At 36.6% G+C, this 25,940-nt stretch carries 24 protein-coding genes and 1 tRNA gene; 7 read left to right on the forward strand and 18 right to left on the reverse strand.

Going from position 1 to position 25,940, the window contains the following annotated elements; translation table 11 throughout:
- The first annotated feature begins 16 nt into the window (after positions 1–16).
- The 3 genes from rpsL (at position 17) to fusA (ending at position 3,038) form a co-directional block, all read left to right on the forward strand.
- A complete protein-coding gene (rpsL, locus tag Q0Y61_RS02425; protein ID WP_297810789.1) occupies positions 17–409 on the forward strand; it encodes a 30S ribosomal protein S12 in 393 nt (130 codons plus the stop codon).
- Positions 409–876: a 30S ribosomal protein S7 gene (rpsG, locus tag Q0Y61_RS02430; RefSeq protein WP_115551979.1), complete on the forward strand. Its 468-nt coding sequence runs from the start codon at positions 409–411 to the stop codon at positions 874–876. The genes rpsL and rpsG overlap by 1 nt, the downstream gene beginning before the upstream one ends.
- An 80-nt stretch (positions 877–956) precedes the next feature.
- Positions 957–3,038 (forward strand): elongation factor G, encoded by a 2,082-nt coding sequence (fusA, locus tag Q0Y61_RS02435; RefSeq protein WP_297810792.1) that lies wholly within the window; start codon positions 957–959, stop codon positions 3,036–3,038.
- A 495-nt stretch (positions 3,039–3,533) separates the two neighbouring features.
- On the opposite strand, the gene galE is transcribed toward fusA, so the two are convergent.
- Positions 3,534–4,547 (reverse strand): UDP-glucose 4-epimerase GalE, encoded by a 1,014-nt coding sequence (gene galE, locus Q0Y61_RS02440; protein WP_297810796.1) that lies wholly within the window; start codon positions 4,545–4,547, stop codon positions 3,534–3,536.
- A 120-nt stretch (positions 4,548–4,667) separates the two neighbouring features.
- Between galE and glmS the strand changes: the two genes are divergently transcribed.
- Positions 4,668–6,470 carry a glutamine--fructose-6-phosphate transaminase (isomerizing) gene (gene glmS / locus Q0Y61_RS02445; RefSeq protein WP_297810799.1) on the forward strand — a complete coding sequence of 601 codons (1,803 nt, stop codon included), beginning with the start codon at positions 4,668–4,670 and terminating at the stop codon, positions 6,468–6,470.
- A 57-nt stretch (positions 6,471–6,527) separates the two neighbouring features.
- Here the strand turns inward: glmS and Q0Y61_RS02450 are convergent, their stop codons facing one another.
- From Q0Y61_RS02450 to Q0Y61_RS02510, 13 genes are all read right to left on the reverse strand, one after another.
- Complete coding sequence (locus Q0Y61_RS02450; protein ID WP_297810802.1) at positions 6,528–6,758, reverse strand: DUF3343 domain-containing protein; 231 nt, start codon at positions 6,756–6,758, stop codon at positions 6,528–6,530.
- A 2-nt stretch (positions 6,759–6,760) separates the two neighbouring features.
- Positions 6,761–7,936, reverse strand: coding sequence for an aminotransferase class V-fold PLP-dependent enzyme (locus tag Q0Y61_RS02455; RefSeq protein WP_297810805.1), 1,176 nt, complete (start codon positions 7,934–7,936; stop codon positions 6,761–6,763).
- Between the two features lie 215 nt (positions 7,937–8,151).
- Entirely contained in the window at positions 8,152–8,364 is a 213-nt protein-coding gene (locus Q0Y61_RS02460) for a sulfurtransferase TusA family protein (protein ID WP_297810808.1), read from the reverse strand.
- Between the two features lie 2 nt (positions 8,365–8,366).
- Complete coding sequence (gene yedE / locus Q0Y61_RS02465; RefSeq protein ID WP_297810811.1) at positions 8,367–9,428, reverse strand: YedE family putative selenium transporter; 1,062 nt, start codon at positions 9,426–9,428, stop codon at positions 8,367–8,369.
- Between the two features lie 431 nt (positions 9,429–9,859).
- Positions 9,860–11,185 (reverse strand): sodium-dependent transporter, encoded by a 1,326-nt coding sequence (locus tag Q0Y61_RS02470; protein ID WP_297810814.1) that lies wholly within the window; start codon positions 11,183–11,185, stop codon positions 9,860–9,862.
- 247 nt (positions 11,186–11,432) lie between these two features.
- Positions 11,433–13,163: an ATP-binding protein gene (locus Q0Y61_RS02475; RefSeq protein ID WP_297810818.1), complete on the reverse strand. Its 1,731-nt coding sequence runs from the start codon at positions 13,161–13,163 to the stop codon at positions 11,433–11,435.
- Complete coding sequence (locus Q0Y61_RS02480) at positions 13,148–14,029, reverse strand: cation diffusion facilitator family transporter (protein ID WP_297810857.1); 882 nt, start codon at positions 14,027–14,029, stop codon at positions 13,148–13,150. The genes Q0Y61_RS02475 and Q0Y61_RS02480 overlap by 16 nt, the downstream gene beginning before the upstream one ends.
- 72 nt (positions 14,030–14,101) lie before the next feature.
- Positions 14,102–14,647, reverse strand: a complete 546-nt coding sequence (locus tag Q0Y61_RS02485) for a hypothetical protein (RefSeq protein WP_297810820.1) — start codon at positions 14,645–14,647, stop codon at positions 14,102–14,104.
- Entirely contained in the window at positions 14,640–15,527 is an 888-nt protein-coding gene (lpxC, locus tag Q0Y61_RS02490) for a UDP-3-O-acyl-N-acetylglucosamine deacetylase (protein WP_297810823.1), read from the reverse strand. Before lpxC ends, Q0Y61_RS02485 begins: the two co-directional genes overlap by 8 nt.
- Positions 15,524–16,165, reverse strand: coding sequence for a septum site-determining protein MinC (locus Q0Y61_RS02495; protein WP_297810826.1), 642 nt, complete (start codon positions 16,163–16,165; stop codon positions 15,524–15,526). The genes lpxC and Q0Y61_RS02495 overlap by 4 nt, the downstream gene beginning before the upstream one ends.
- A 12-nt stretch (positions 16,166–16,177) precedes the next feature.
- Positions 16,178–17,623 carry a M23 family metallopeptidase gene (locus Q0Y61_RS02500; protein WP_297810829.1) on the reverse strand — a complete coding sequence of 482 codons (1,446 nt, stop codon included), beginning with the start codon at positions 17,621–17,623 and terminating at the stop codon, positions 16,178–16,180.
- A gap of 204 nt (positions 17,624–17,827) precedes the next feature.
- Complete coding sequence (locus Q0Y61_RS02505; protein ID WP_297810860.1) at positions 17,828–18,163, reverse strand: thioredoxin family protein; 336 nt, start codon at positions 18,161–18,163, stop codon at positions 17,828–17,830.
- A gap of 114 nt (positions 18,164–18,277) precedes the next feature.
- A complete protein-coding gene (locus Q0Y61_RS02510) occupies positions 18,278–18,991 on the reverse strand; it encodes a YebC/PmpR family DNA-binding transcriptional regulator (RefSeq protein ID WP_297810831.1) in 714 nt (237 codons plus the stop codon).
- A 153-nt stretch (positions 18,992–19,144) separates the two neighbouring features.
- On the opposite strand from Q0Y61_RS02510, the gene Q0Y61_RS02515 reads away from it, so the two are divergent.
- Positions 19,145–19,219 (forward strand) — tRNA-Asn (locus Q0Y61_RS02515).
- Between the two features lie 169 nt (positions 19,220–19,388).
- The gene (pseI, locus tag Q0Y61_RS02520) at positions 19,389–20,402 is read left to right on the forward strand and encodes a pseudaminic acid synthase (RefSeq protein WP_297810834.1); all 1,014 of its coding nucleotides are present in this window, start codon (positions 19,389–19,391) and stop codon (positions 20,400–20,402) included.
- A 15-nt stretch (positions 20,403–20,417) separates the two neighbouring features.
- On the opposite strand, the gene Q0Y61_RS02525 is transcribed toward pseI, so the two are convergent.
- Positions 20,418–20,549, reverse strand: a complete 132-nt coding sequence (locus Q0Y61_RS02525) for a hypothetical protein (protein WP_297810837.1) — start codon at positions 20,547–20,549, stop codon at positions 20,418–20,420.
- Between Q0Y61_RS02525 and Q0Y61_RS02530 the strand changes: the two genes are divergently transcribed.
- Positions 20,548–21,378 (forward strand): glycosyltransferase family A protein, encoded by an 831-nt coding sequence (locus Q0Y61_RS02530; protein WP_297810863.1) that lies wholly within the window; start codon positions 20,548–20,550, stop codon positions 21,376–21,378. The genes Q0Y61_RS02525 and Q0Y61_RS02530 overlap by 2 nt on opposite strands.
- Before the next feature lie 8 nt (positions 21,379–21,386).
- Here Q0Y61_RS02530 and Q0Y61_RS02535 read toward each other — a convergent pair whose 3' ends face one another.
- The 3 genes from Q0Y61_RS02535 to Q0Y61_RS02545 are packed head-to-tail and all read right to left on the reverse strand — an operon-like array spanning position 21,387 to position 25,742.
- Positions 21,387–22,703, reverse strand: a complete 1,317-nt coding sequence (locus Q0Y61_RS02535; protein ID WP_297810839.1) for a putative sulfate exporter family transporter — start codon at positions 22,701–22,703, stop codon at positions 21,387–21,389.
- A 31-nt stretch (positions 22,704–22,734) separates the two neighbouring features.
- A complete protein-coding gene (locus Q0Y61_RS02540; protein WP_297810842.1) occupies positions 22,735–24,018 on the reverse strand; it encodes an SAM-dependent methyltransferase in 1,284 nt (427 codons plus the stop codon).
- Positions 24,018–25,742 (reverse strand): nitrite/sulfite reductase, encoded by a 1,725-nt coding sequence (locus Q0Y61_RS02545; protein ID WP_297810845.1) that lies wholly within the window; start codon positions 25,740–25,742, stop codon positions 24,018–24,020. The genes Q0Y61_RS02540 and Q0Y61_RS02545 overlap by 1 nt, the downstream gene beginning before the upstream one ends.
- Positions 25,743–25,940 lie beyond the last annotated feature (198 nt).

Genomic DNA, 25,940 nt, shown 5'->3' on the forward strand with positions numbered 1-25,940 from the left:
TAGGAAGGAAAGACAAGTGCCAACGATTAATCAGTTGATTAGAAGAGAACGAAAGAAAGTTATTAAGAAGTCAAAGTCTCCAGCTTTGGTGGTTTGCCCTCAAAGGAGAGGGGTTTGCACACGTGTTTATACCACAACACCCAAAAAACCTAATTCTGCTTTAAGAAAGGTTGCGAAAGTTAGACTTACAAGTGGCTTTGAAGTCATTAGTTATATCCCAGGAGAAGGACATAATCTACAAGAACACTCTATCGTGTTGATTCGTGGGGGTAGGGTAAAAGATTTACCTGGTGTGAAATATCATATCATTCGTGGTGCATTAGATACTGCTGGAGTAGCAAAACGCACCGTTTCGCGTAGTAAATATGGAGCAAAAAAAGGTAAAGCAGATGCCGGAGGTAAAAAATAATGAGAAGAAGAAAAGCACCACAAAGGGAAGTGTTAGGAGACCCAATCTATAATAACATTATTGTTACAAAATTCATCAATAAAATGATGTATGATGGGAAAAAAAGTGTTGCAGAAAAAATTATTTATGCAACTTTCGCAAAAATTGAAGAAAAAACCAAAGAAAAAGGGATTGAAACTTTTGAAAAAGCATTAGAAAAAGTCAAGCCTTTGGTAGAAGTTAGAAGTCGCCGTGTAGGTGGTGCGACTTATCAAGTGCCCGTGGAAGTTCGCCCTGCAAGACAGCAGTCTTTATCTATCCGTTGGTTATTAGATTCTGCTAGAAAAAGAAATGAACGCACAATGATTGATAGATTAGCAAATGAGCTAATTGATGCTGCTAATGAACGTGGTGCAGCTTTTAAGAAAAAAGAAGATGTGCATAAAATGGCGGAAGCAAACAAAGCATTTGCTCACTATCGCTGGTAAATTTATGTTTTTAAGGAATTTAGATTCCTTAAAATTCTACTACATTCAAATCTCAAATTATCTTTGCATAAGGATTAAAAATGGCAAGAAAAACCCCATTAAATAAAATTAGAAATATTGGTATTGCTGCACACATTGATGCGGGTAAGACAACAACTTCAGAAAGAATTTTGTTTTATACCGGTGTCAGCCATAAAATTGGTGAAGTGCATGATGGCGCAGCAACAATGGACTGGATGGAACAAGAAAGAGAGCGTGGAATCACGATTACTTCTGCTGCAACCACTTGTTTTTGGAAAGATTATCAGATCAACTTAATTGACACTCCCGGACACGTAGATTTTACAATTGAAGTTGAACGTTCTATGCGTGTCTTAGATGGTGCAGTAGCAGTGTTTTGCTCCGTAGGAGGGGTGCAACCTCAAAGTGAAACCGTTTGGCGTCAAGCAAATAAATATGGAGTTCCTAGAATTGTATTTGTTAATAAAATGGATAGAATTGGTGCGAATTTCTATAATGTAGAATCTCAAATTGCTACAAGACTAAAGGCTAAGCCCGTGCCACTCGTGATTCCTATTGGTGCAGAGGATAACTTCAGGGGAGTTGTAGATTTAATTACGATGAAAGCGATTGTCTGGAATGATGAATCAATGGGAGCGAAATACGATATTGAAGAGATTCCAGCAGATTTAGTCGAAAAAGCAGAAGAATATCGTGAGAAATTATTAGAATCTGTTGCAGAACAAGATGAGGCAACAATGGAGAAGTATTTAGGTGGGGAAGCTTTAACTATTGAGGAAATTAAAGCAGGGATTAAAAAGGGTTGTCTCGCAATGGAGATTATTCCAATGCTTTGTGGCTCAAGCTTTAAAAACAAAGGGGTTCAAACCCTTCTTGATGCAGTAGTAGAATACCTGCCTGCTCCAACAGAAGTTGCAGACATTCGTGGAGTAGATCCAAAAGATGAAGAAAAAGAAGTTTTTGTTAAATCTACGGATAATGGCGAGTTTGCTGGTTTAGCGTTTAAGATTATGACAGACCCATTTGTAGGACAATTAACTTTTGTACGCGTTTATCGAGGGAGTTTGGAATCTGGAAGCTATGTCCTTAACTCTACTAAAGGTAAAAAGGAACGAGTAGGAAGATTGCTTAAAATGCACTCTAATAAGCGAGAAGATATTAAAGAAGTCTATGCGGGTGAAATTTGTGCTTTCGTAGGCTTAAAAGAGACTTTAACAGGGGATACGCTTTGTTCGGAAAAAGAGGCTGTTGTCCTAGAGAGAATGGAATTCCCGGATCCTGTTATTTCTATTGCTGTTGAACCAAAGACAAAAGCAGACCAAGAGAAAATGGCTCTAGCTTTAGCAAAACTTGCCGAAGAAGATCCAAGCTTTAAGGTGCATACAGATGAAGAATCTGGACAAACTATTATTTCTGGAATGGGTGAGCTTCACTTAGAGATTATTGTAGATAGATTGAAAAGAGAATTTAAAGTAGAGGCAGAAGTTGGACAACCGCAAGTTGCTTTTCGTGAGACGATTCGTCAAAGTGTGGAGCAAGAATGTAAATATGCTAAGCAATCTGGTGGGCGTGGACAATATGGACACGTCTTTATTAGAGTTGAACCACAAGAGCCGGGTAAAGGTTATGAATTTGTCAATAATATTAGTGGCGGTGTAATTCCAAAAGAATATATTCCAGCGGTAGATAAAGGGATTCAAGAATCTATGCAAAATGGCGTATTAGCAGGTTATCCTGTGGTGGATTTCAAGGTTACCTTATATGATGGAAGTTATCACGATGTGGATTCTTCTGAAATGGCATTTAAAATTGCGGGTTCTATGGCATTTAAAGACGCTTGTCGCAAAGCAGGTGCAGTTTTGTTAGAACCAATGATGAAAGTAGAAGTAGAAGTGCCTGAAGAGTATATGGGTGATGTGATTGGTGATTTGAATCGCAGACGTGGACAAATTAACTCTATGGACGATAGAATGGGCTTGAAAATCGTCAATGCGTTCGTTCCTCTAGCGGAAATGTTTGGTTATTCTACGGATTTGCGTTCAGCGACACAAGGGCGCGGGACTTATACAATGGAATTTGACCATTATGGTGAAGTCCCAAATAATATTTCTAAAGAAATTATGGAGAAAAGAAACGGCTAATATTATGATTCCAACTATTTTTAGAGTTGGATAAGCCGACAATAAGGGAGAATGAATTTATTAAGACTTTGAGAATTACCAAAAAAGAACGTGAGGGAGGGACTTTTATTTAGATAAAATCTCTTCTAAACTAGATATAATAGAGTCCTAAAATCAAAATTCAATACGCGAAATCGCTTTACTCAAAGGCGAGACTGCTTTAATAAAAATATCCAACCAGATCAAAGCAATAATAAACTTATACAAGTTTTTGATACAATTTACGAAACAAATGCTTGAGACTATGATGTCGCAAGTTTTGTTATGAATAGGAATTTAGTAAAATATATAAAAAGCCAATATTGATTATCCGTTATAATGAGGATATTTTGCTTGATGTTTATATGTGGAGAAGTCTTGATTTAAGATTATCCCCTTTTAATCTGCCACTAAAATATTCGTGAGCCAGAGAGTCAAATATTGCAGTAATGTTATGTAAATCCTAGTAATGAAGCGTTACTCTAGGCTTGTTTCCCACAAATACGCACTTTTGCAGATAGTTTCTATGTTGTTAAATTGAGGTTTCCATTGAGTATTGGTTAAGATTTTATGATTATCACTGACTAGAATGCTTGGGTCTCCCCTTCTCCTTGGAGCAGATTCTACGATGAAATTCTTGCCACTTACTTTTTTTACACAATCAATCACTTCCTTAACGCTAAATCCTTGCGCATAGCCGACATTATAAACTTCCGAAGTTTGTGTCTCTAGTAGAGACTGCAAGGCGAAGAAGTGAGCGCTTGCTAAGTCATCAATATGGATATAATCCCGAATACAAGTGCCATCTTGTGTCTCATAATCCTCCCCAAAGATTTGCATTGTTTCGCGTTTGCCACACGCGCACTCACAGGCAACTTTGATTAAATGCGTAGCCATTTTACCCCTTTGCCCTAAAGCCCCCTGTTGCTCCATTAATGCACCTGCGACATTAAAATAGCGTAGAATCACGCTTTTGAAATTCGGATTTGCAACTTCCAAAGCGCGCAAAATCTTCTCAATCATTAGCTTGGATTCTCCATAAGGATTGATAGGGTTTGGAATCGTGCTTTCTTGAATAGGAGAATACTCCTTTGGCTCGCCATAGACTGCGGCAGTAGAGCTAAAGAGAAATCGGTTGATGGCAAACTTTTGTGCAATTTGCAAAAGATTGATTGTATTGGCAACATTGTTTTTAAAGTATTTGAGCGGATTTTGCACAGATTCTTGCACAATGAGGCTTGCGGCAAAATGAATAATAGCATCGTAAGGATAAGCACTTAGTGCCTTATCTAAAGAATCTAAATCTTCTAAATCTCCTTGTATAAATTCTATCCTTTGAGGAAAGGTGCGTTCTAAAAAATCTATATTTTCTTTAAATCCGCTACTTAGATTATCAAAAATAACAATCCTACAATCACTATTTTTCAAAAAATAATACGCTGTATGTGAGCCAATATAGCCAGCCGCACCGGTAAAAAAATAAATTTGCATCTCTAAACCTTAAATAAAAATAACCTTTAGATTCTATCATTAAGTTGCTAAAAATTGGATTCATTTACTATTTCTTTACATATTTTATGCCAAAATAAAAAATCATTTTAGGAGCGAACAATGTGTGGAATTATCGGTTATATTGGCAATGACGAAAAAAAATCTATTTTATTAAACGGCTTAAAAGAATTAGAATATCGTGGCTATGATTCTGCAGGAATCTCTGTGTTAAGTGAGGGCGAGTTAAGCACATTTAAGTCTGTAGGCAAGTTGATAAATTTAGAACGCAAATGCGAGGGATTCCATTCTAGCGGATTTGGTTTAGGAATCGGGCATACGCGTTGGGCAACACACGGCAAGCCAACAGAAGTGAATGCGCACCCGCATTTTGGTAAGTTTAGCAATGTCGTGCATAATGGAATCATTGAAAATTATCAAAGCATTAAGGAATCCCTACAACAGCAAGGTAGAAGCTTCATCTCACAGACAGACACCGAAGTGATTGTGCATTTGTTTGAATCGTATTTGGAAAATCTCAAAAATCCATTTGAAGCTTTTAAGCGCACAATTTCCGAGTTAAAAGGTGCTTATGCGATTCTATTAATTACACAAAAATCGCCCGATACGATTTATTATGCCAAAAATGGTTCGCCTCTCATTATCGGCAGAGGAAAGGATAGCAAGGGCGCAGAGGCAATTTATTTTGCTTCATCAGACGCTCCCTTGATTGGGCTTGCAGAGGAGGTTTGCTACCTAGAAGATGGCGTAGTTGGAGCCATAGAATCTGGAGGATTCCATACTTTACCAAACACAAAACCACTTAGTGGAGATAAACTTTCAGCGCAAAAAGATGGCTTTACTTTCTTTATGGAAAAAGAAATTTACGAACAACACAAGGTTTTGCTAGAAACGATGATGGGGCGCGTGAGCGAGGATAATTTTAGCTTGGAGGAATTGAGCGCGCTAGATTTAAGCCGTGTGGATTCTATCACGCTTTGTGCTTGTGGCACAAGTTATCACGCGGCTATTGCGGGAAGTTACTTGATTGAACGCATTGCGAAGTTGAAAACTAAAGTAGAAATTGCAAGTGAGTTTCGTTACAAAGAGCCTATTTTGCACCCAAAAGAACTTTTTGTTGTGATTTCTCAAAGTGGCGAGACGGCGGATACTTTGGAGGCTTTGAAATTGGCTAAAAAAAGTGGCTTGAAAACACTTGGAATCTGTAATGTAGAGAATAGCTCTATTGTGCGTCAAAGTGATTTTCATTTGCTGACACGAGCGGGGATTGAAAAAGGAGTAGCAAGCACCAAAGCTTTTGCCACACAGGTAATGGTGCTATGGATTCTAGCAAATTTTATCGCACAAAAATGCGGAATCTTAAACAAAGAGGCAATCCAGCAAGAAACAAAAACAATGCTAGAAGCAGTGCGAGCAACCAAAGTAGATAGAAAAGCACACGAGCATATTAAGCGACTCTCGCGTAGATATTTGCACGGACACGGATTCTTTTTTATTGGGCGAGATATTTTTTATCCTTTAGCTTTAGAGGGAGCATTGAAACTTAAAGAGATTAGTTATCTGCACGCAGAGGGTTATCCAAGTGGAGAGATGAAACACGGACCGATTGCATTAGCGGATTTGGGATTATTTTGTGTCGCACTAATGCCGCAGAACCTTTTGTATGATAAAATAAAGAGTAATGTAGAGGAGTTAAGTGCGCGTGATGCGATGATTTGTGCTTTAAGTGCGGAATATTATGAGGGGTGTGATGATTGGATTGCGATTCCAAAATATTCGCATTATATGGTAGAGTTTTTTGCAATGATGGTTGTTTTGCAGGTTTTTGCACTTGAAGTAGCAGTAAGATTGGGCAATGATGTGGATATGCCAAGAAATTTGGCAAAAAGTGTAACGGTAGAATAAGCTAATACAAACGAATAAAGCAAAGAGCATTTTACGAGTAGAATCTTAAGGAAAAATTTATTTTAGATTTGTTTTGATTTCGCATTCAATGTTTTGTGTATTCAATGTGGTTTTGATTTTGTTAAATTCTGCTTCATTTTCTGCTTCAAAATACACTGCGATTCCACAATCGCTTGAAAATTCGCGCGGTGTTGGCACAAGCTTAATTGTAATTCCTAGATCTTTCAAGATTGCCTCACTTTCAAACGCGCTAGAAGTAGTAAAAACTAAAATATAACCCTTTATCATTTTTACCTCCTATGCTCCGCAATCTCTCGTAAGGCATTGATTGTAAAGTCTATTTCCTCTTTTGTTGTAAATGCGCCCGGGCTTAGGCGAATTGTGCCTCCACGCACAAAAGAACCTAAGCTTTGGTGGCTTGATGGAGAGCAATGCAATCCCACACGCACACAGATTCCATATCTGCTATCCAAAATCTCCCCAATCTCTGAAAGGGTGTAACTAGGAATATCCACAGAGAGTGTTCCACCGCTACGCCCTTTGGTATGATAAATCTTAAGATTTAGGATTCCGCTTAATCCAGCAATGAGTTGTTCTCTTAAATCTAATTCGTGTCTGTGGATATTTTCTACTCCTTTGTTTTTAATCCATTCTAGGCTAGCTTGAAGCCCAGAGATTCCGTGCATATTTGGTGTGCCACTTTCAAACCTATCGGGCAGAAAAAGAGGCTGAATCTCCTCTTCACTCAAGCTCCCTGTGCCACCAAAAATAAGCGGTTCTATCCTCTCTATATCAAAGTGGTCTGCAACGACTAATGCGCCCACTCCCATTGGCGCAAGTAAGCCTTTATGCGCACTTAAAGCAAGAAAATCTACTTGGTGCATTACTTCATTCATTTCTACATAGCCGACACTCTGTGCGCCATCAAGTAAAAAAGCCACCTTTTGTGCTTTGGCTAATGCTGCAAATTCCTCTAGTGGAATCATCGCACCACTGACATTATTAATATGCGCACACGCTAAGAGCTTCGCCCCCTTTAGCATTGCTTTGGCGCCCTTTAAATCTACTTCGTGCATAGAGTTACAAGGAATTGTGCGCACTTCTAGTTTTAGACGTTCTTTAAGGGCATTAAGAGGGCGTTTAATCGCATTATGTTCCATTTGTGTAACGACTACAATGTCTCTTTCTTTCAAAAAACCTTGCAAAAGGGTATTGATTGCCATTGTAGCATTTAGGGTGAAAAGAATACGTTTGCAGTCTTTTAAACCCACTAAGTTTGCTAAAGTCTTGCGCGTTTGATAAAGGATTCTACCAGATTCTATGGAGAGAGAATGCCCACTTCGTCCAGCACTCGCTCCTATATTTTCTAAAAACCCATTGATGGCTTCTTTCACACCCGGTGCTTTGGGGAAAGTGGTCGCGGCATTGTCTAAGTAAATATATTTTGAAGTATTTTTGCTTTGCATAGAATTTCCTTTATTTTTGCATTATTTTATGAGGAATGCGAAGCAAGAGATAAAGTAACCATAATATAGAATCCCTATTTGAAATTCCGTTGTGTCATTGCGAGGAAAACTAAAGCTAATCTATAATCCTATCAGATTTCTAGTAAAACTTCGCAAGGATAGGTAAAGAACTGCAAAGATTCTAGCTATGTTGCGATTCTAAATGTTTTGGAGCCTTAAAGCTTTTTTAGAATAAACTCCAAATCCTCGTCCTCTTGCGTTTCGCTCTCCACATTATATCCGCTATTTTTAGCGAGTCTGCGGATATTATCACTGCTTGCACCACAACTGCAAAGCACCCTAATTTCATTTTCGCCTCTATCTAGTAGAGGTTTGAGGTTTAGCACAGGTTCTGGGCAACTAAGTCCTCTCACATCAAGTTCCACCATTTTTAACTCCTTTTTTCTCTAGCAAAGATTGCGACAAGCAGACAGAATATGAATCCGATGGCTACTGCCATTGGTGCATTGGCACCAATCCCAGCAGGAGAGCTTGCAAGTCCAAAATTATGTGCAAAAGCTGCTCCAACAAGTAATCCAAGCACAAAAACCGCTGCGTCCCCATCTCCCTCACCAGCAAGAATAAGTTGTCTGCCCGGACAACCTCCTGCAAGGGTAAATGCGATTCCAGCTAACGCCATTCCCAAGAAATTCCAAAGTGTATCGTTGTGTGCAATGGGTTGTCCTGTAAATCCGGGATTAAAAAAACCAAATGCAAGATTGGTCAAAAACGCAAACACAACGAGTGCAATTACGCCTTGCAAGATATGCGTATCACGCATTATAATTGTATCTCGCACTGCCGCTATCATACAAAATCGGCTTTTTTGAAAAAGGACACCTAAGAATAATCCTACAACAAGTGAAATGATGAGTGGTGCGTGCATTGAACCTGGACCTTTGCTAGAAAATTTAATTGGTGTGTTTTCTCCCGTAATTCCCCAAGTCAAAAGCCCAAGCAAAATAAGTGTGAAAATTGGAAATATAAGTCCTATAATTTTGCTTGTTGGGCGATTTCTGCCAAGTGAAAATCCACGTTTTAAAAAAAAGATTCCAATGAGGATTCCAAAGATTAGTCCAAATACGCCTGCAATCGCAGTCCAGTCTCCCGCACTAAGTCTTAGCCACATTCTCCAAGGACAACCCAAAAAGACTAATGCTCCAATCATCGCAAAGATTCCAAGTCCAAACCGCACGATAGGTGCACTGCCTGTGCGCGGACGAAATTCACGAAATAAAAAAGAAGCTAACAATGCGCCAAAGATTAATCCGATGATTTCAGGGCGAATATATTGCACAATTCCTGCTTGGTGTAAATTTAATGCTCCTGCAATATCTCGCGTAAAGCACGCTGCACACATTCCCATATTGCCCGGATTTCCTAAATACACCAAAACAGGTGCTAAAATTCCAAGCGCAATTCCCGCCAAAATAGGAAAAATTGCCAATTTCATAAAAACTCCTAAATAGATAATGACAGCTAAGAAAGTTAAGTAGAAGAAGAGCTGTTTGCTTAATCCTTAAGCCAAAGTGAGATTATATAAAACATTTTCTTAAAATTTCAAATGTTGTGCAAAGGTTTAAAAAGGAGCTAGATTCAAGAATATTTAATCCTTTTGAATCTTGAAAATTTTAAAATGATTTTGGATTTTAAAATACGAGGAAGCAAGGTTGAGAAAAATCATTGATACTTGAAATGGCACGCTATCTAATTGGCTAGCCCAATTAATTTTGCGAATGCTTGGAGTATAAAAGCGGACTTGCTTGTCCTTTTTCTATAATCTTTCGGGATTCTTTTGTTGATAAATAGAGATTGAATCTATTCATCGGTAAATTTTTGAATCCCTTGTAATTTATCCTTTGTTAATTTTTCTTTCTTGTGAGATTAAATGAGATTTATCATTGCAGCAAGGATTCCAAGCGGGGCAATGAAGCGAATTACGAAATACCAAACTCTAAAGTATATCCCTGTGAGATTTCCTTCAAGCATTGCATACACGCGTTCTTTTGGGAGAATCCAACCCATAAAAAAACACATAAAAACTCCTGCCAATGGGAGCATAAAAGAGCTAGTGCAATAGACTAGCCAATCAAAAAGATTCTTGCCAAAGAAAGTCAAATCTGCTGAAAAGTTAGCTGTATTGCTAAGCAATGCAATGATACCTAATAAATAAGCACTAATTACGCTGATAAAATTTGCTTTGTATCGTTTCATACAGAAACGTTCAATGAGGTAACTATTGAGTGGTTCTAACATAGAAACCGCAGAGGTAACGCCTGCAAAAATCAAAGAAACAAAAAATAAAAATGCAATCATTTGTCCGCTGATGCCCATATTAGCAAAAATCAATGGTAAAGAAATAAAGACTAACCCTACACCTTCTGTAGGTTCTGCACCATAGCCAAAGATAAAGGTAAAAATCACTAAACCAGCTATAAGACAGAAGAAAAAGTTTAGCAAAGCAATGATGATGGCAAAGCGGACAGAGTTTCCGTGTCTAGGCATAGAGTTAGAATAAGTTAAAATTACACCTACACCTAGAGAAAGTGAGAAGAAAGCCTGTCCAATTGCACGAATAATCACTTCAGAGTTGATTTTTTCAAAGTTTGGACTAAAGAGGAATTTAAAAGAATCTATAAAGGAATCTTGTAACATAGAGTAGGCAAGTAATCCTAGAAAAATGAATAAAAGCAAGGGCATTAAAACAAGATTTAGTTTTTCAATCCCAGCCTTTACGCCACGATTTAAAACATATGCACAAAGTGCTACAACTAGGAAATGCCATAGCATTTGCCACAAGATTTGATTGCTGACAAACCCCCCCCATAAGTCTTGTGTGGCTTCTAAAGTCTTAGGCATTCCAATAATGCTTAAAAACATATAATGCACTAACCAGCCTAAAACAACGACATAAAAGGCAAAGATTAATACTCCAGAAATCACCATAAATCCACCATATTTTAAAAACTTTAAGTTTTTGGGCGCAAAAGATTCAAAAGTGCTGACACTATTTTGACCACTCGCTTTTCCAAAAAGCATTTCTACAATGAATACGCTTATGCCAAAAAATAAAAATGCTAACACAAAAACGAGAACAAATGCAAAACCTCCGTTTTGTCCTACTAAATAAGGGAATCCCCAAATTCCACCGAGCCCAATAGCGCTACCTGCCGTAGATAATACAAATCCTACTTTGGAAAATCTTGTCATAAAACCACCTAAAATTTTTAAAGTATATCTTAGCAGAATAAAGGGCGAAAAATAAAGGCTTTTGAGAAAATAAATGTTTTTGTTGAGAATCTGTAACTTTTAATTAGGTTAAAAGGGCATTTTGGAATGAACTCTCTAAATAATTTTTACGATGAAAGAGACACAAATTCTATTGATGGTTTGTAAAGGGAGAGCATAAAGATAAAGAGAACAAGTAGGGCAAATACACACGAGGAAAAAAGAAAAATTAAGTATGGAATCCCATTTCTCGCCCTCCATCAAAGTTAGAATTCAATTCTCGCTTAATTTCATCTAAAAAGCTTTGTGTGCTGAATTGTGGTTTGGAAAGACTTGCAATATTGTAAGCAGTATTTTTTACTATAAGAGCAATTTGTCCGCCACTTAAGGCAAATTCAGCTAGTTTTTTGATATTGAAGTTTTTTTCAAAAGGAGCATTTTTAGGAAGTAACTTTTCCCAAAGTTTTATGCGTTCATCAAAATTTGGTTTTTTAAATTCAATTTTATAATTAAACCTTCTTGAGAAAGCAGTATCAAGCGTTTCCAGTAAGTTGGTAGTCGCAATTAGGATTCCATCAAATCGTTCAATTTGTTCTAAAAAAATATTTTGCATTTGATTATGCATTTTGTCCGCTCCACTTCCATTTGTTGTGCGTGTGCTTAAGAATTGGTCTGCTTCATCTAGCAATAAAATGGGTGTTTGCTTACTCTTAGCAGATAATTCTTTATAAGATTCAAAAATTTTGCGAACATTCTTTTCGCTCTCACCAACATACATAGAAAGAATTTTAGAGCAGTCAAAGCTTAAAACAGGTTTTTTAAGAGATTTAGCAAGGGCTAAAGCCGTGAGTGTTTTGCCTGTCCCTGCGGCACCATAAAAGATAACTTTCGCATCAATGCCACGTTTTTTATCTTTGATTCCCCAATCTTTTAAATGTTGCAAGACTTTGGAATCCATTTGTTTGAGTAATGTTTCAAGCGTTGATTTTGTACTTTGGCTTAAGACAACTTCACTTAATGGCACTTTAGGGTGTAAAAATTCAAAAATTTCTTGCTCTAAAACAAGAGATTTTAAACTAATACGTTCTTTTTTACTTTGATTTTGCGGATGCGTGATTCGTTTAAGAATCGCATCTGGGATAAAAAAGGTGCGATTAATTCCACCAAAAGGGCTTAGAATTTCATCATAATCTACCAATCCTTTTTCTACTAAACGACTTCTATCGTCTAAAAGTGTGCGATTTTTCATTCTATCATAATCGTTGAGGCTCACAAGATTAATTAAAGTATTTAGTTCCCTCCCCTCACTTTCTTTACCTAAATATTCTTCGCGCAAAAGAGCGACAAAAATAATTTTTTCTTGCGTATTGAGGTTGTTTTCTTTAAATAAAATTTCCAAGTTCAACTTTTCTTTTGTCAAATCTAAACGCTCGTTAATTCTTTGCTGAAGTAGCTGAAACTTTTGCATACCTTTGTTAAGTAGAGGTGAGGTGTGGTGGTCCTTTTTATGCGGACTTAAGCTATGAAGTAATTCAATAGATAGAAACTGGTCTTTGAGGTATTCTAAGTGGTCATTGTAGGGGGCAATTTTTGGGAGCTTAGGATTGATCCCGCCCTCTTCAAGTAATTTTAAAAAGCTGGAGCTTAAACCAAAAGCAGTATTTAACAGCTCTAGCAAAATGACTTCTTGATTCAAATTTTTCAAAAAGTTTTGTTGGTTAATCCAACCTAATTCTAAAAGATTTTTAAAATAAGGCAGGTATTCTAAAGTTGCTACTTCATCTTGTGGGATAAAAAGCACATTAATAATATCTAAGCAAATATTTTCATCATTGCCCTTTAAGATTTCTGCACATAAATGACGCAAGATAAGCGCTTCTTTTTGATTGCATTTTAAAAAGGGATAAATTTTTGTTTTATTAATGGGGTTTGTTTGCAAAAAGTCTAATAAATACTGCATACTACTCCTTCATCATCATAAGGGTCAAGATGTGTAATGATTTCCCACTTTCCCTCTAGATTGTAAATGGCACATTCAATAGAATCTGCAACCTTGTGTGCTTCTAACAAGGAGATATTGGGGCTAAAGACTAGATGGACCTCTACAAAATTAGTTTCCCCACTTTGGCGCGTCTTTAAATCGTGATAGCTTTGCACTTGTGGGGCTTTAGCTAGGATTTGTTTGATAGAGTTTATTTTGTTTTCATCTAATGCCTTATCTAGCAAGATAAATATACCTTCTTGGAGCAATCCAAAGGCAGAGTGTGCTACATAGATTCCAATCCCAATTCCAAAAATTGCGTCAATAGCGTGAAAATTCGTCCATTGGATTAAAATTAGTGCCACTAACACAGCCATATTGCTTAAAATATCTGTTTTATAATGTAATGCATCGGCTTTAATAACTAGATTATTGCTTTTTTTGGCAATGTAGCTTAGATAAAGAACAAGTGCAGTTGTTAAAATCAGTGAAAAAATCATTACATAAAGTGAATAATCAAGATGAGCTAGTTCACCGCCGAAAATAAGCTTTTTAAAAGACTGATAAAGAATAAAAATGCCAGAAACTAGAATCACACTGCCTTCAATTACTGCAGCAAGGGATTCTATTTTGCCTCTGCCATAATTAAAATCAGAATCCGCAGGTTTTTCAGCTTTTGTAACTGCATAGAGATTAAAGAGTGAAGCAGATAAGTCTAGCAAAGAATCAATGGCACTAGCCAAAATCGCCACTGAACCACTTAAGATTCCAACAACAAATTTCACAACAATGAGGATAAAAGCGGTAAAGCTTGAGACAATAGTTGCTTGACGTTGTAAGCTAATTTTTGGCTTTTTTTTAAAATTTACCAAACAATTATTTGGCTTATTGTCGTGTGCAATAGACATCAGTTGCCTTTAAACAGGAGGAAGTAGATAGAGGGGTTTTAATTGTGTATTAAAAAGCATAGGTTCTAAAACAGAAGGCAAGACAAAAGGCTGAATCGGAGGTGGTGTATCAAATCTTTGCAAGGTGATTCCGATTTCTTTGGCTTCCTCCTCTAATGTTTGAACTTTTGAATTTTGTTCTTTTGAGGTTGCACCCTCTCTTTTCATATTTTCTTTAATAAAATAACAGTTTCCATAGGCTTTAATCGGGGAATTTCCATTAAAATGAAATGCGTGTGTAGCATAGAGTTTTATGTTTTGTGCAATTTCTAAGGTTTTGGCAAAGAGATAAATGAGCTTCAAAGCCATAAAGCTACCCGGACCGCGCACAAAATATAAACTATCAAAAATAATTCCTTGTTGGCGTAACTCCATAAACAACGGCACCAAATTATCACTTAGAGGATTTTGGATTTGGCGAGATTCTATGAGATTCCATTGTTCTTCTGCTTTAGCATAGATACCTAGTAATGTAGGGTTGCCTGTGAGATTGGGTAGAATTAAAATTTTACGCATTTTCTAGGGCATATTCATAAATGTTTTGAGATTCCTCACTTTCTAAAATCTCATAGGCATTGCGATTTTCAAAAAGTTTTTTAGTCAGCAAATGATTAAGCTTGTGGCTACCCGCATAAGAAACATACGCACCAAGCAATGGAATCCCAAGTAAAGACATATCTCCGATGGCATCAAGAATCTTGTGTCGGACAAATTCCTCTTTGTAACGCAAACCTTCTTTATTTAAGATTGTATTATCATCTAGCACGATAGCATTGTCTAATGAGCCGCCAAGCGCAAGTCCAATGGAACGCAAATATTGCACTTCGCTTAAAAAGCCAAAGGTTCTAGCGCGTGCAATTTCTTCTTTATAGTTTTTAGTAGAAAATTGGAATTTATAGGATTGTGTGCCAATAACTGGGTGGGGAAAATGGATAGAAAAATCAAAAATACATTCATTGCTAGGTTCAAATCGCACGAACTTATCCCCTTCTTTTACTTCAATAGGGGATTTGATTTTTAGGATTTTTTTGGGAGAGGATTGCTTGGTGATGCCCGCTTCTTCAAGGAGCATACAATATCCAATACTGCTTCCGTCCATAATTGGCACTTCTTCATTGTCTAATATGATTCTTAAGTTATCAATCCCATAAGCGTGAATCGCAGAGAGAAGATGTTCAATCGTAGAAATTTTGTATTTTTCCTTTGCAATCACAGTTGCCATTGTAGTATCTACAACATTTTCAGGATTTAAAGGAATATTCACGCCCACATCACTACGATAGAAATGAATACCGCAATTCTCGTCCATTGGCTCTAAAGTCATTTTCACAGGCACGCCTTTGTGCAAACCGATTCCGACTAATTCTACCTTTTTTGCAATTGTTTGCTGTTTCATTGTAGTTCCTCTATCATGGTTCCATTTTGTGTTTTATAAATTTTGTTTTGATTGTGTTGCAACAATTCTTTATCTAAAATTTCTCCATTAAAAAGAATATTGCCTTCACCTACTTTGCCTAAAAGCATATAGTCTCCGTTGCAAAATACATTACCATTAATCTCACCAAAAATTTGCACATTACCTTCACTTTGGATATATGCGCCACTATTAATGCGTCCAAAAATTGTCAAATCTCCTTGTGATATGATTTCCTCGCCACTGCGAATCGTGCGATGTAAAACAAGTGTGGATTGTGTTTGAGCATCTTTTGTCTCTCTATTTTGCGATGCCAAATTAGATTCTATGTTGGGAGGAATCATAGGCTGGGTTTTGGGATTCTCTAAGCTCAAGCGGATTTGCCCATTTATCTCTCCTTGTTTTATTTCTGTTGATTCTATGAAATTTAGGTTTTTAGAAACAAGATAATTATAAAGCAAAGAATCATCAGTAGAAGCCACTTGATGAATAGGATAAGTAAAAACCATTAAAAAATCTTTTAATAAAATGAAATTTTTTTCAATATAAGCAATAGTTTCTTGTGCATTGCCTTGTGTAAAGACGAATGCGCGAAAGTTTTTTTGCCTTGCTTGGACCATTATTATAGCCTTTTAGAGTTGATTAATAATGTCTTTAGCTTGTGCGATGATGTTTGTAATATTTGTTTTAATCCAAGCAGAATCCATCCATTCTGCATTCCAAACTTCATAGCCTTGCACTAAAACACTAAAATGTAAATGGTCGCCTAGCGCTAATCCAGTATTTCCTGTATTTGCAACTATCGCGCCTTTTTCCAACGAATCTCCCACATTAACTTCTGTGCTTGTTAAATGCGCATATAAAGTAGAAAGTCCAAGTCCGTGATAAATCACAAGTGCGTTGCCATCAATACCCACAAATTCATTGAGCGTAACAATGCCTGCATTATTTAAAATTACAGGTGCTTGTTTAATGCTTGCAAGGTCTAATCCCATATGATTGGATTCACTGACATTTTCTCCTTGATAGGTAAAAGTGCGATGGTCGCCAAAACTTGCCATTACTGCACCATTTTTTAGAGGGGCAAACGCTTCAATAAAAAAATCCTCTATTAGAGATTCTGTATCCACAAAGGACGAAGCACTTAAAATACGATTGAAAGTTTTTTCACGCACCTCCTCATTAATATAGCGAAAAATTGCAAGTTTATTTTCAAAATCTTCTAAATTTCTTTCTCCAATTTCTTCCACAAGGCTAGAAATTTTACCCTCAATGAATGTATCGGTTAATGGAATCGTAGAATCACGATATTGCTTCTTTTGTTTAAAGTAATTAATGGGTGTAATGCTAACATTGCCTGCATTATCTTCCGCAATAATTTTGGCATTAAAATCATTGTGGAGTTTAGACCAAGCAAGTAGAGAAATATAGAATCCCTCTTTGTAAAAAGGTTGAGGGGTAAAGTCTAAGTTGCCGTTATTAATCTTTACGCTTCTTAGGTTTTCATCTTCCGCTTTAAATATGACTAAAGCACTGCCACCTTGCGTGATTTTGTAAGAATTTGCGATAATGGCAAGTTGCGGTTTTTTTGTATCAATTTGAATATTAAATTGTTCTGTAGTTGTGTTACCTTTAAAAAAATTCCATTTACTCGTATCTGTTGCGCTAATCTCAAGCAAGAGTGATTGTCCATTAAGTTTAATGTTTTGGGGTTTTTGTATGCCGATACACAAGCTTTTAATAGGGGATTGCGCCGTGATGTTTTGCGTTAAAGGTGCAATATTGGCGTTTGTTGCCATACAAGTTGTGTTTTGTTTGGTGAGGTTTTGTGCATCAAGCGGGATTTTTTGTCCATTGTCTATTAGCACGACTTTATAACTTTTAATTCCTGCATTGTCGCTAATTTCAATAGGGAATGTGCCCTTGAGATTCCAAGAAGTGCTTTTTAGATGAATTGTGGGAGATTCTTTTTCAAAGGAATCAGAACTAAGCATAAAGATTCCACATAAAATGGTGATAACTAATAGGGCAAGCCCAAGAATTTTAACAAAACCGCTTTTAGAATGTGGATTTTGCATTTGTTATCCTTACAAAATTATAAGATAGTCTTTTTATTCTAGCTTAAAACTGCTTATTTGTAGGTAAAATAAGAGATTTTGAATAAAGAAATTTAAAGTAATTCGTTCAAAATGCAAAATGTAACCTTATGATTAGTCATAGAATAATAAAAATATTATTAGGGTTTTTGCGATTCTTAAGAATCGCAAAATATTTAGATAGATTTAAGCATTTAAAGCAGTTTTGATAGCTTCTTCAATGAGTGGTTTGGAGTTTGGTTCAACTAATCTTTCGCCTACTTCCATGCCATTTTTGTAAAAAATCAATGTAGGGATTCTGCGGACATTTAAAGAATCCTTCAGTGCTTCTTCCTCATCCGCCATTATGGCAAAAAACTTCACTTGTGAGCTATATTCTTGCATAAGCATTCCGATAATCGGTTCAATCTTACGACAATCTGGACACCACGGCGCCCCGATTGCAACAAAGCAAACCCCTTCTTTAATCGCATTTTCAAAATTAGCTTTAGTTAATTTTTCTAACATTATTGCTCCTTTAATGGTTAAAAATTTAAAATGATAATTCTGAAATAAATTTGCTTAAAAAATACAAAGCACTCAAAAATTATGTGATTTTGTCACATTTAGATTTTTAAGTTCAATATGGAATTCAATTCAAGCAATATTAGTAAATACTGCTTGCACATCATCATCCTCTTCAATTTTATCTAGCAATTTCTCAATCTCTATTAATTGTTCTTCGCTAAACTCAATCGGATTGGTTGCAATACGTTCTAGTGCAGCTTTTTTAACTTCTAGCTTAAGCTCTTCTAGCGCATTTGCGAGTGTGCCAAAACTTGTATAATCTCCATAAATATGGACGATTTCTTCTTCTATCTCCATAGAATCTAATCCCGCATCAATCAAGGTTAATTCTAGTTCTTCTAAATCCCCAGCTGTTGTTTTATTGATTTCAAAATGTGCTTTACGCGCAAACATAAATTCTAAAGAATTATTAGTAAGCATTTGCCCTCCTAGTTTGTTTGCATAGCTTTTGAGATTCGCTACGGTGCGTGTGGTATTATCTGTCGCGCATTCTACGAAAAATAGTGCGCCATAAGGAGCTTTAATCTCATAATTTACTTCTGTGATTTGGATTCCATCTTTTCCCAAAGCACGTTTAATTGCTGCTTCAATATTATCTTTTGGCATATTTTGCGCTTTAGCAGCCATAATTGCTGTGCGAAGCTTAGAGTTCATCTCCGGGTCGCCACTGCCACCTTCTTTAACTGCAATGCTAATGGCTTTGCCCAATTTTGGAAAAAGTTTTGACATTTTATCCCATCGCTTTTCTTTGCTTGCTCTTCGGTATTCAAATGCTCGTCCCATAAAACCACCTGTATTTTGGAATATTAAATTTTGGAAAAAGATTGTAGTATTTTTAAGTTTAAATTTACAAGATATTTTTAGAGTATAACCAAGATTTCTTGACATTAATTAAGAATTACTATATAATTACACCTCATTTTTTATGAGCTTTATTCCGGATTAGCTCAGCGGTAGAGTAGGCGGCTGTTAACCGCTTGGTCGTAGGTTCGAATCCTACATCCGGAGCCACTTTTATCTTCATTCTTTCTTTTTATCTGATGAATTATTTTAAACCACTGAATTTTTCTTTGTGATTCCAAATTTCATCTTTCTATAATTTATTGCATTTGGCTTTAAATTAAGATATTTTTTCCGATATAATCTTAGGCAAAATTTACCAATTTTTAAGGATATGGATATGCGAAAGGATAGAATCTTTTTAGTTGCTGAACTCTCTGCAAATCACAATCAAGATAAAACTTTAGCTCTACAAACCATTAAAGCTGCTAAAGATTCTGGCGCAGATGCTATCAAATTACAAACTTATATGCCAGATTGCTTGACGTTGGATTGCGATTTGAAGGATTTTCGCATACAAGGCACTCTATGGGAGGGTAGAAAGTTTTATGACTTATATCAAGAAGCAATGACACCTTGGGAATGGCATAAAGACCTCTTTGCTTATGCGCACGAGCTTGGACTTATCTGTTTTTCTAGCCCATTTAGTAAGGAAGGTGTGGATTTTTTGGAGAGTTTGGGGAATCCTATTTATAAGGTAGCATCTTTTGAGATTGTGGATTTGGAATTAATCTCCTATATGGCGCGTTTGGGCAAACCAATGATTCTATCAAAGGGAATCGCAACCAAAGAGGAGATTCAAGAGGCAATTGATGTGTGCAAACAAGTGGGCAATGCAGATATTACGCTTTTGCAATGCACAAGCTCCTATCCTGCACCGCTTAATAGTGCGAATCTTAGTCTAATTTCAAAGCTAAAGCAGGATTTTGGAGTGGAAGTTGGGCTATCGGATCATACTTTAGGAATCATTGCGCCGATTGTTGCTGCAACGCTTGGCGCAAAAGTGATTGAAAAGCATTTTATACTAAGTCGCAAACTAGGTGGTGTGGATAGTGCATTTAGTCTTGAACCTAAGGAATTTTCTCAAATGGCAAAGGCGGTGCGAGAGGTAGAAGAATTGCTGGGCATTCCAACCTATGAATTAAGTGAAAAGTCTAAAGAGGGTAGAGCATTTATGCGCTCTTTATATGTGGTAAAAGATATTTCTAAAGGTGAGAAGATTACTACGGAATCCGTGCGTTCTATTCGCCCGGGATATGGAATCGCACCAAAATATTTAAAACAAGTCATAGGCAAATATGCAAGTCGTGATTTATATCGGGGCAAGGCATTGGAATTTGGGGATTTTGAATAAAAGTTTGCTTTGGGGTTAAGCTTGAAGTTTTCTTATATTTTGTGTATTATTTGAAAATTTTTTGCATTTAAGGAGGAATAATGTCCCATAACGCAAATGATAAAGATTTGTTGCCCCCCCCCCCCAATTATTTAGCAGAAACTCCATAGATTATTCCCATATTAGATTAACCTATATCACACATTTTTATTGCAATGATAAGAATATTAATTGTGTCATTGATATGTTGAGGTTCTATGAAACTTTTTGTCCTAAAACTTTGGATGTTGTGATGTTTGTTATCGTAGATGATGGTTCTCCCATATCTTATGAGATTCCAAAGTTTAATCTAAATTTGCGTTGGATTCGTATCAATGAGGACATACCTTGGAATATGGCTGGTGCGCGTAATTTGGGTGTTACTTATGCGCTAAGCGATAATATTTTTATTAACGATGTTGATTTTTATTTATTGCCTGATACGCTTGAATATATGGCACACCATAAGCCTTGTGGGAGAATGATTTATAAAGTGGGATTGGATATCAATGGAAAATGGGCGCGTGGGCATTGTAATGCTTGGTTTATGAGTCGCGCAAGATTTATGCGATTCTTTGGAGTTGATGAGGAGTTTTCTGGGAATTGGGGGAGAGAAGATGATATGTTTGCCAAACTTCACAAATGGAGTGGCTCAAGGCTAAAATATATACCTAAAAAATATCGCGCCATTAGAACCATTGTTTCAAATAACGAGATGGATACAAGCAGTTATCATACATTAAAACGAAGTAGAGATACACAAAACTTTTTGTTGCATAAACTCAAAAAGCAAGAAATCAAGACTTATGGTGCAGAATATGGGTATTCAAAGCTTTTTCTTCATAATTTTACTTGGAAGTTTTTAAGTGAGCAGAGGAGGGATTCTCGCCCCACACCAAAACCAAACCAATGGTGGTGGTATTTATGGTATTGGAGATGGCTTGTAGGGTATAACTAAACTTGAATTTATTGCATAAAGTTTGTCCAAAAATCCTCAAAAATATAAGACGAGAGTAGATAGCCAAGTGGGAGATTCACCATTACTCCAAGTGTAAATGCCACAAAGGGTTTATAACCCACAGCAATAATTTTCTTAAACTGCGTGTTTAAACCAATGCAAAGAAAAGTCCAAGTGAAAACCCAGTTACGCAAAGTTTTAATCAAACCCAGTGCTTCTTTGGAGAATTGTTGGTTGCTTACAGAGTCTAGGTTAAGGGTAAAGAGACTTACCAGCACAGAGGCAATAAGGAATCCTAAAATAAATTTTGGGAATCTCTCCCAAATCGTTCCTATATCAACTTGCGTATTTTCTTGCTTGTGCCATACAGCGACAGATAAAAACGCTACAAGCACTGCCCAAATTCCTACAAACATATCTCTGCCAATTACTTTAATGAGTGTAAAGGCTGCAATCGCGCGTTCATTGCCAATGGATTGTGCTGCGGCTAATCCCGCAGAATCTGCAAACTCTGAAGTGCCAATCCAAGCTCCAGCCACTCCAGCATCTAAACCTAATGCCTTACACAATAGAGGTAGTAAAATCACCATTACCACAGCCCATAAAACAACAATGCTAATGGCAAGGCTGATATGTTCTTGTTTTGCTTTTGCGGCATTTCCAATCACGATTGCTGCACTTACGCCACAAATAGAGCCTCCCGCCCCTAAGGTTGCGCCAAAGCTTGGATCTAGCTTGAAAAGTTTTGTTGCAGCAAAGTAAATTGTCCAAAAAGTAACAATCGTAATGATACAAGCTTGCAGAATCGCAACTCCACCCGCACTAATTAAGAGGGTTAAAGGCAGAGTTGCACCCATAAGAACGATTCCAATTTTGACATAAAACTCTGTAAGCAAGGAATCTTTAAACCATCGGGGCAAATTTGCAAAATTACCCAAAACTAATCCAAGTAGAAGCGCAATTAAGGGAGATTCTAACTGCAATTCTTTCGCACTTGTGTGGTTGCTAATTAAAAATACAAGTACACTAAGGGCAAACAAAATACAAAAGCCAAAAATAAAGTTTAAAAGATTCTTGCTTAAAAACCTTGAAACAATACCAAACCAAATTCCAAAAAAGCAAAAGAAGACAATAAAGTTTAAAACAGAGAGATTTTTAAAGGTGTTTGTTATCTTTGTGCCACTCCAAGAGCTGAATTTCAGATTGAAGACTTTGGCTATCCAAAATCCATCAAAAAACCAAAAAGCACTAATGCCTAACACTAAAAATAAGCCAATAATATTAGCCCAACTATCTTCTTTTGCTAACCATTTTATTTTTTTCATTTTTAACCTTAATTTTTAAATTGATTGATATTTATAAAATAATTCTTTGCCCCACAAAGGGCATACAGAGGCATTCTCCTACTGCTTTACCGAGGATTAAAATTGCAGGTTTATCGCAAAGTTTAGCCATTTGTTCTAGTTGCCCTAATGTGCCAATGATAGACTTTTGCTCTTTGGAATCCACTTTGGAAATAAATGCCGCAGGAAGTGAAAGCGGGATTTCAAGCCCTTTAGCATTTAAAACGATTTTGTCCGCAAAGCTATAAGCCATCATTACGATGAGGGTATAAGGAGAATCTTTAAGGTAATGTAGCCACTCTGTATGGAAAACACTCTCCCTTAAATGCGCAGAAACAATTAAAACTCCAGCACTCACTCCGCGCAAAGTTGGCGTGATTCCACTTGTTAAAGCCCCATTTAAGCTAGAGCTAAGCCCGCTAATACATTCTAACTCTATGTTATGAGACTTTAGAAAGATTCCCTCCTCAAAGACTCTACCAAAGATTACTGGGTCTCCACCCTTTAATCTACCGACATTTTTGCCCTCTTTTGCGTATTTTAGCATTAACGCATTAATGGTTTCTTGTGTATGGCTTTGTTCGCCCTTTTGTTTGCCTACACTAATGCAAGTAACACCGAGATTCTCTAAGAGATTCCAAATCTCTTTACCGATTAAGTTATCCAAAAGTGCCACATCTAAAATTTCAAAAGTCTCCAATGCTTTTAAAGTTAGGCTTTGCAAACTATTTGGACCACAGCCGATAATGAAAACCTTGCCTAAAGATTCCTCACATTCTGTTTTGATTTGTTCTTTTTTGGATTCGTCTATTTCTAGATTTTGACGCATTTTTTTGAGTTTTGCTACCAATGGTTCAAGAGAGTTTGGCAAAATTCTAGCAATTTTATCTCTTATGCTTTGTGCGAGAATTGGACTCGCGCCATTTGTGCTTACAAGCACACTTAAATCTTGATAACGCGCAATTGCTCCAAAATAAAAATCACACAGCTTAGGATTATCCACAACATTTAAAAGATATCCAAACTTTTTGCGCCTCTCCCACAAAAATGTGCCAAGTTTTTCATCCCCACTCGCATCAATTACAAGCTCAAAGCATTGCAGGGCGGAATCTTGAACTTCTCCAATTTCTACATTGAAATTTTCAAAATAGGAATCTTTCCTTTCTCTTGCGATGATTTGGACTTCCCATTTGGATTCTTTTAATGCAATATGTTTCTGTTTGGCAACATTCCCAGCACCAATTAATAATGTTTTCTTAGGTGTTAATGCAAGAGGAAGCGTAAAGGAATGTTGCATTAATTTTCCTCTCCAATACCATTTTTCTTTAAAGATACAGAAAACAATTCCTCGCTACTCCAATCATAATAAGGCTTAGGATTCTCCGAAAAGTCTGGGATTTTTGCAAAAGATTCTGCGATTTTTATAATTTCTTCCTCGCCACTAGAATCCACCCAAGTTTCAAAGGTTTTAAATTGTTTTTTAACTTCAAGGAATCGGGTAAGGACTTTATAGATAAATTCAGGCAGATAAAAAGCTGCAATTTGTGTGATTTTCTTAGCAAATCTTGTTTTTCCCTCCTCTACAATTCCTCCTGCTACGACATTATAAGCAGGGTATGGGATTCCGCCTTGTCGTTGGATTTTGCCAAAGAATCCTAAATTTGCGGTGAAATGGTTACCGCAAGAATTTGGACAGCCAGAAAGTTGAATCCTGAAGTCTTGCAGTGCGTCCAAATCTATTTTTGATTGAAGTAAATACTTTTCAATCTTTAGCACTGCTCCTCTAGGACGCGCAATTCCAAGCTGACAAGTCGCCGCACCCGTGCAAGCAACCATATCCCCAAAAATCGTTGCTTGTTTGCTTTGAGGTGAAAATTCTGTGAGAATTGGATAAAGTTTTAGCATTTGCTCTGCACTTAGATTTCTTACATAAAGATTCTGATTTTGCCCAAAGGCAATGCAGTGAGGATTTACCCCCTTTAATGCGTTAGCTAATTTTTCGGCACTTTTGTAGGGAATATCTCCTAGAGTAAGCGGCACTTTGGCATAAAAATAGCCGCTTTGCTTTTGCTCTCTCACAAAGCGATTCCACCAAAGTTTTTCCTCTTTTGTCATTTTTGGCAAAGCTTTGCGCTCTAGTTTTGGGAGTTTGATAGAGGATTTTGAGATTTTAATCTCCCAATCTTTTTGTGATTCTTGAATCAATTGCTTTTCTTGCTCTATGTGTTTTGTTAGCTCCTCAATGCCAATTTTATCGGCTAAGAATCTTAGTCTTGCAGAATGCTTATTTTCTCTATTACCATATTTATCAAAGACTTGCTTTACGGCTTGAGCAAACGAGAAACATTCTTTGGCAGGTAAGAAGTCTGAAATTTTATACCCTAAACGACTTTTTGACCCCATTCCCCCAGCAATATAGACGATAAAGCCTTTTCTATTGCCTTTTTTAGTGGCGATGAAACCTACATCGGTAATTGTTGCAGTAGCTCTATCGGCTTTAGAGCTTGAAAAAGAAATTTTAAATTTCCTTGGCAGATTAAAAGAGTCTTTTAGAGTTAACATTTTGTTCGTTAAGGCATTAGCATAGGGTTGCACATCAAACACATCATCTTTAGCAATTCCAGAGAGTGCATCTCCTACGATTCCACGCACACAATTTCCCCCACTTCCGCGCCCGCTAAGCCCTAGTTTGTGTAATTTTTGTGTAACAACACAGAGATTTTCAAAATCTACATAATGTAGCTGAATCCCTCCTCTTGTGGTGATATGTAAGTTCTGATTGGCATAATTTTGGGCTAGTTTAGAAATCCCAAGTAATTGTTTGGGTGTAATTTGTCCCCCGTGAGTTTTAATGCGAACCATATAAGTATTTTTTTCTCTTTGTTCATAGATTCCATAAGATACGCGGATAATTTTGAAAGTTGCCTCATCAATCTTATTATTTTTAAAATCTTCCCAACTTTTGACTAAAAAATTAAAATCATTTTCTAAAACAGAATTTGGTATCACATAATGACTCATAAAATTTCCTTGAAATTTAATTATTGTAAAGTGGCAATCTTACTTTTTAAATCCTTAAATATTAATAAATACATATTGTATTTATTAATATTTACTATATAAACCTCAATTTTCAATATCTTTAAATACTATAATCAAGTTATATTTTAAAAACATCTTAAGTATATAGGAGTTAAGATTACCCAACACTTAATCTCT

Source organism: uncultured Helicobacter sp. (genome assembly GCF_947367035.1).
In the GTDB taxonomy this organism is placed as follows: Bacteria; Campylobacterota; Campylobacteria; order Campylobacterales; family Helicobacteraceae; genus Helicobacter_D.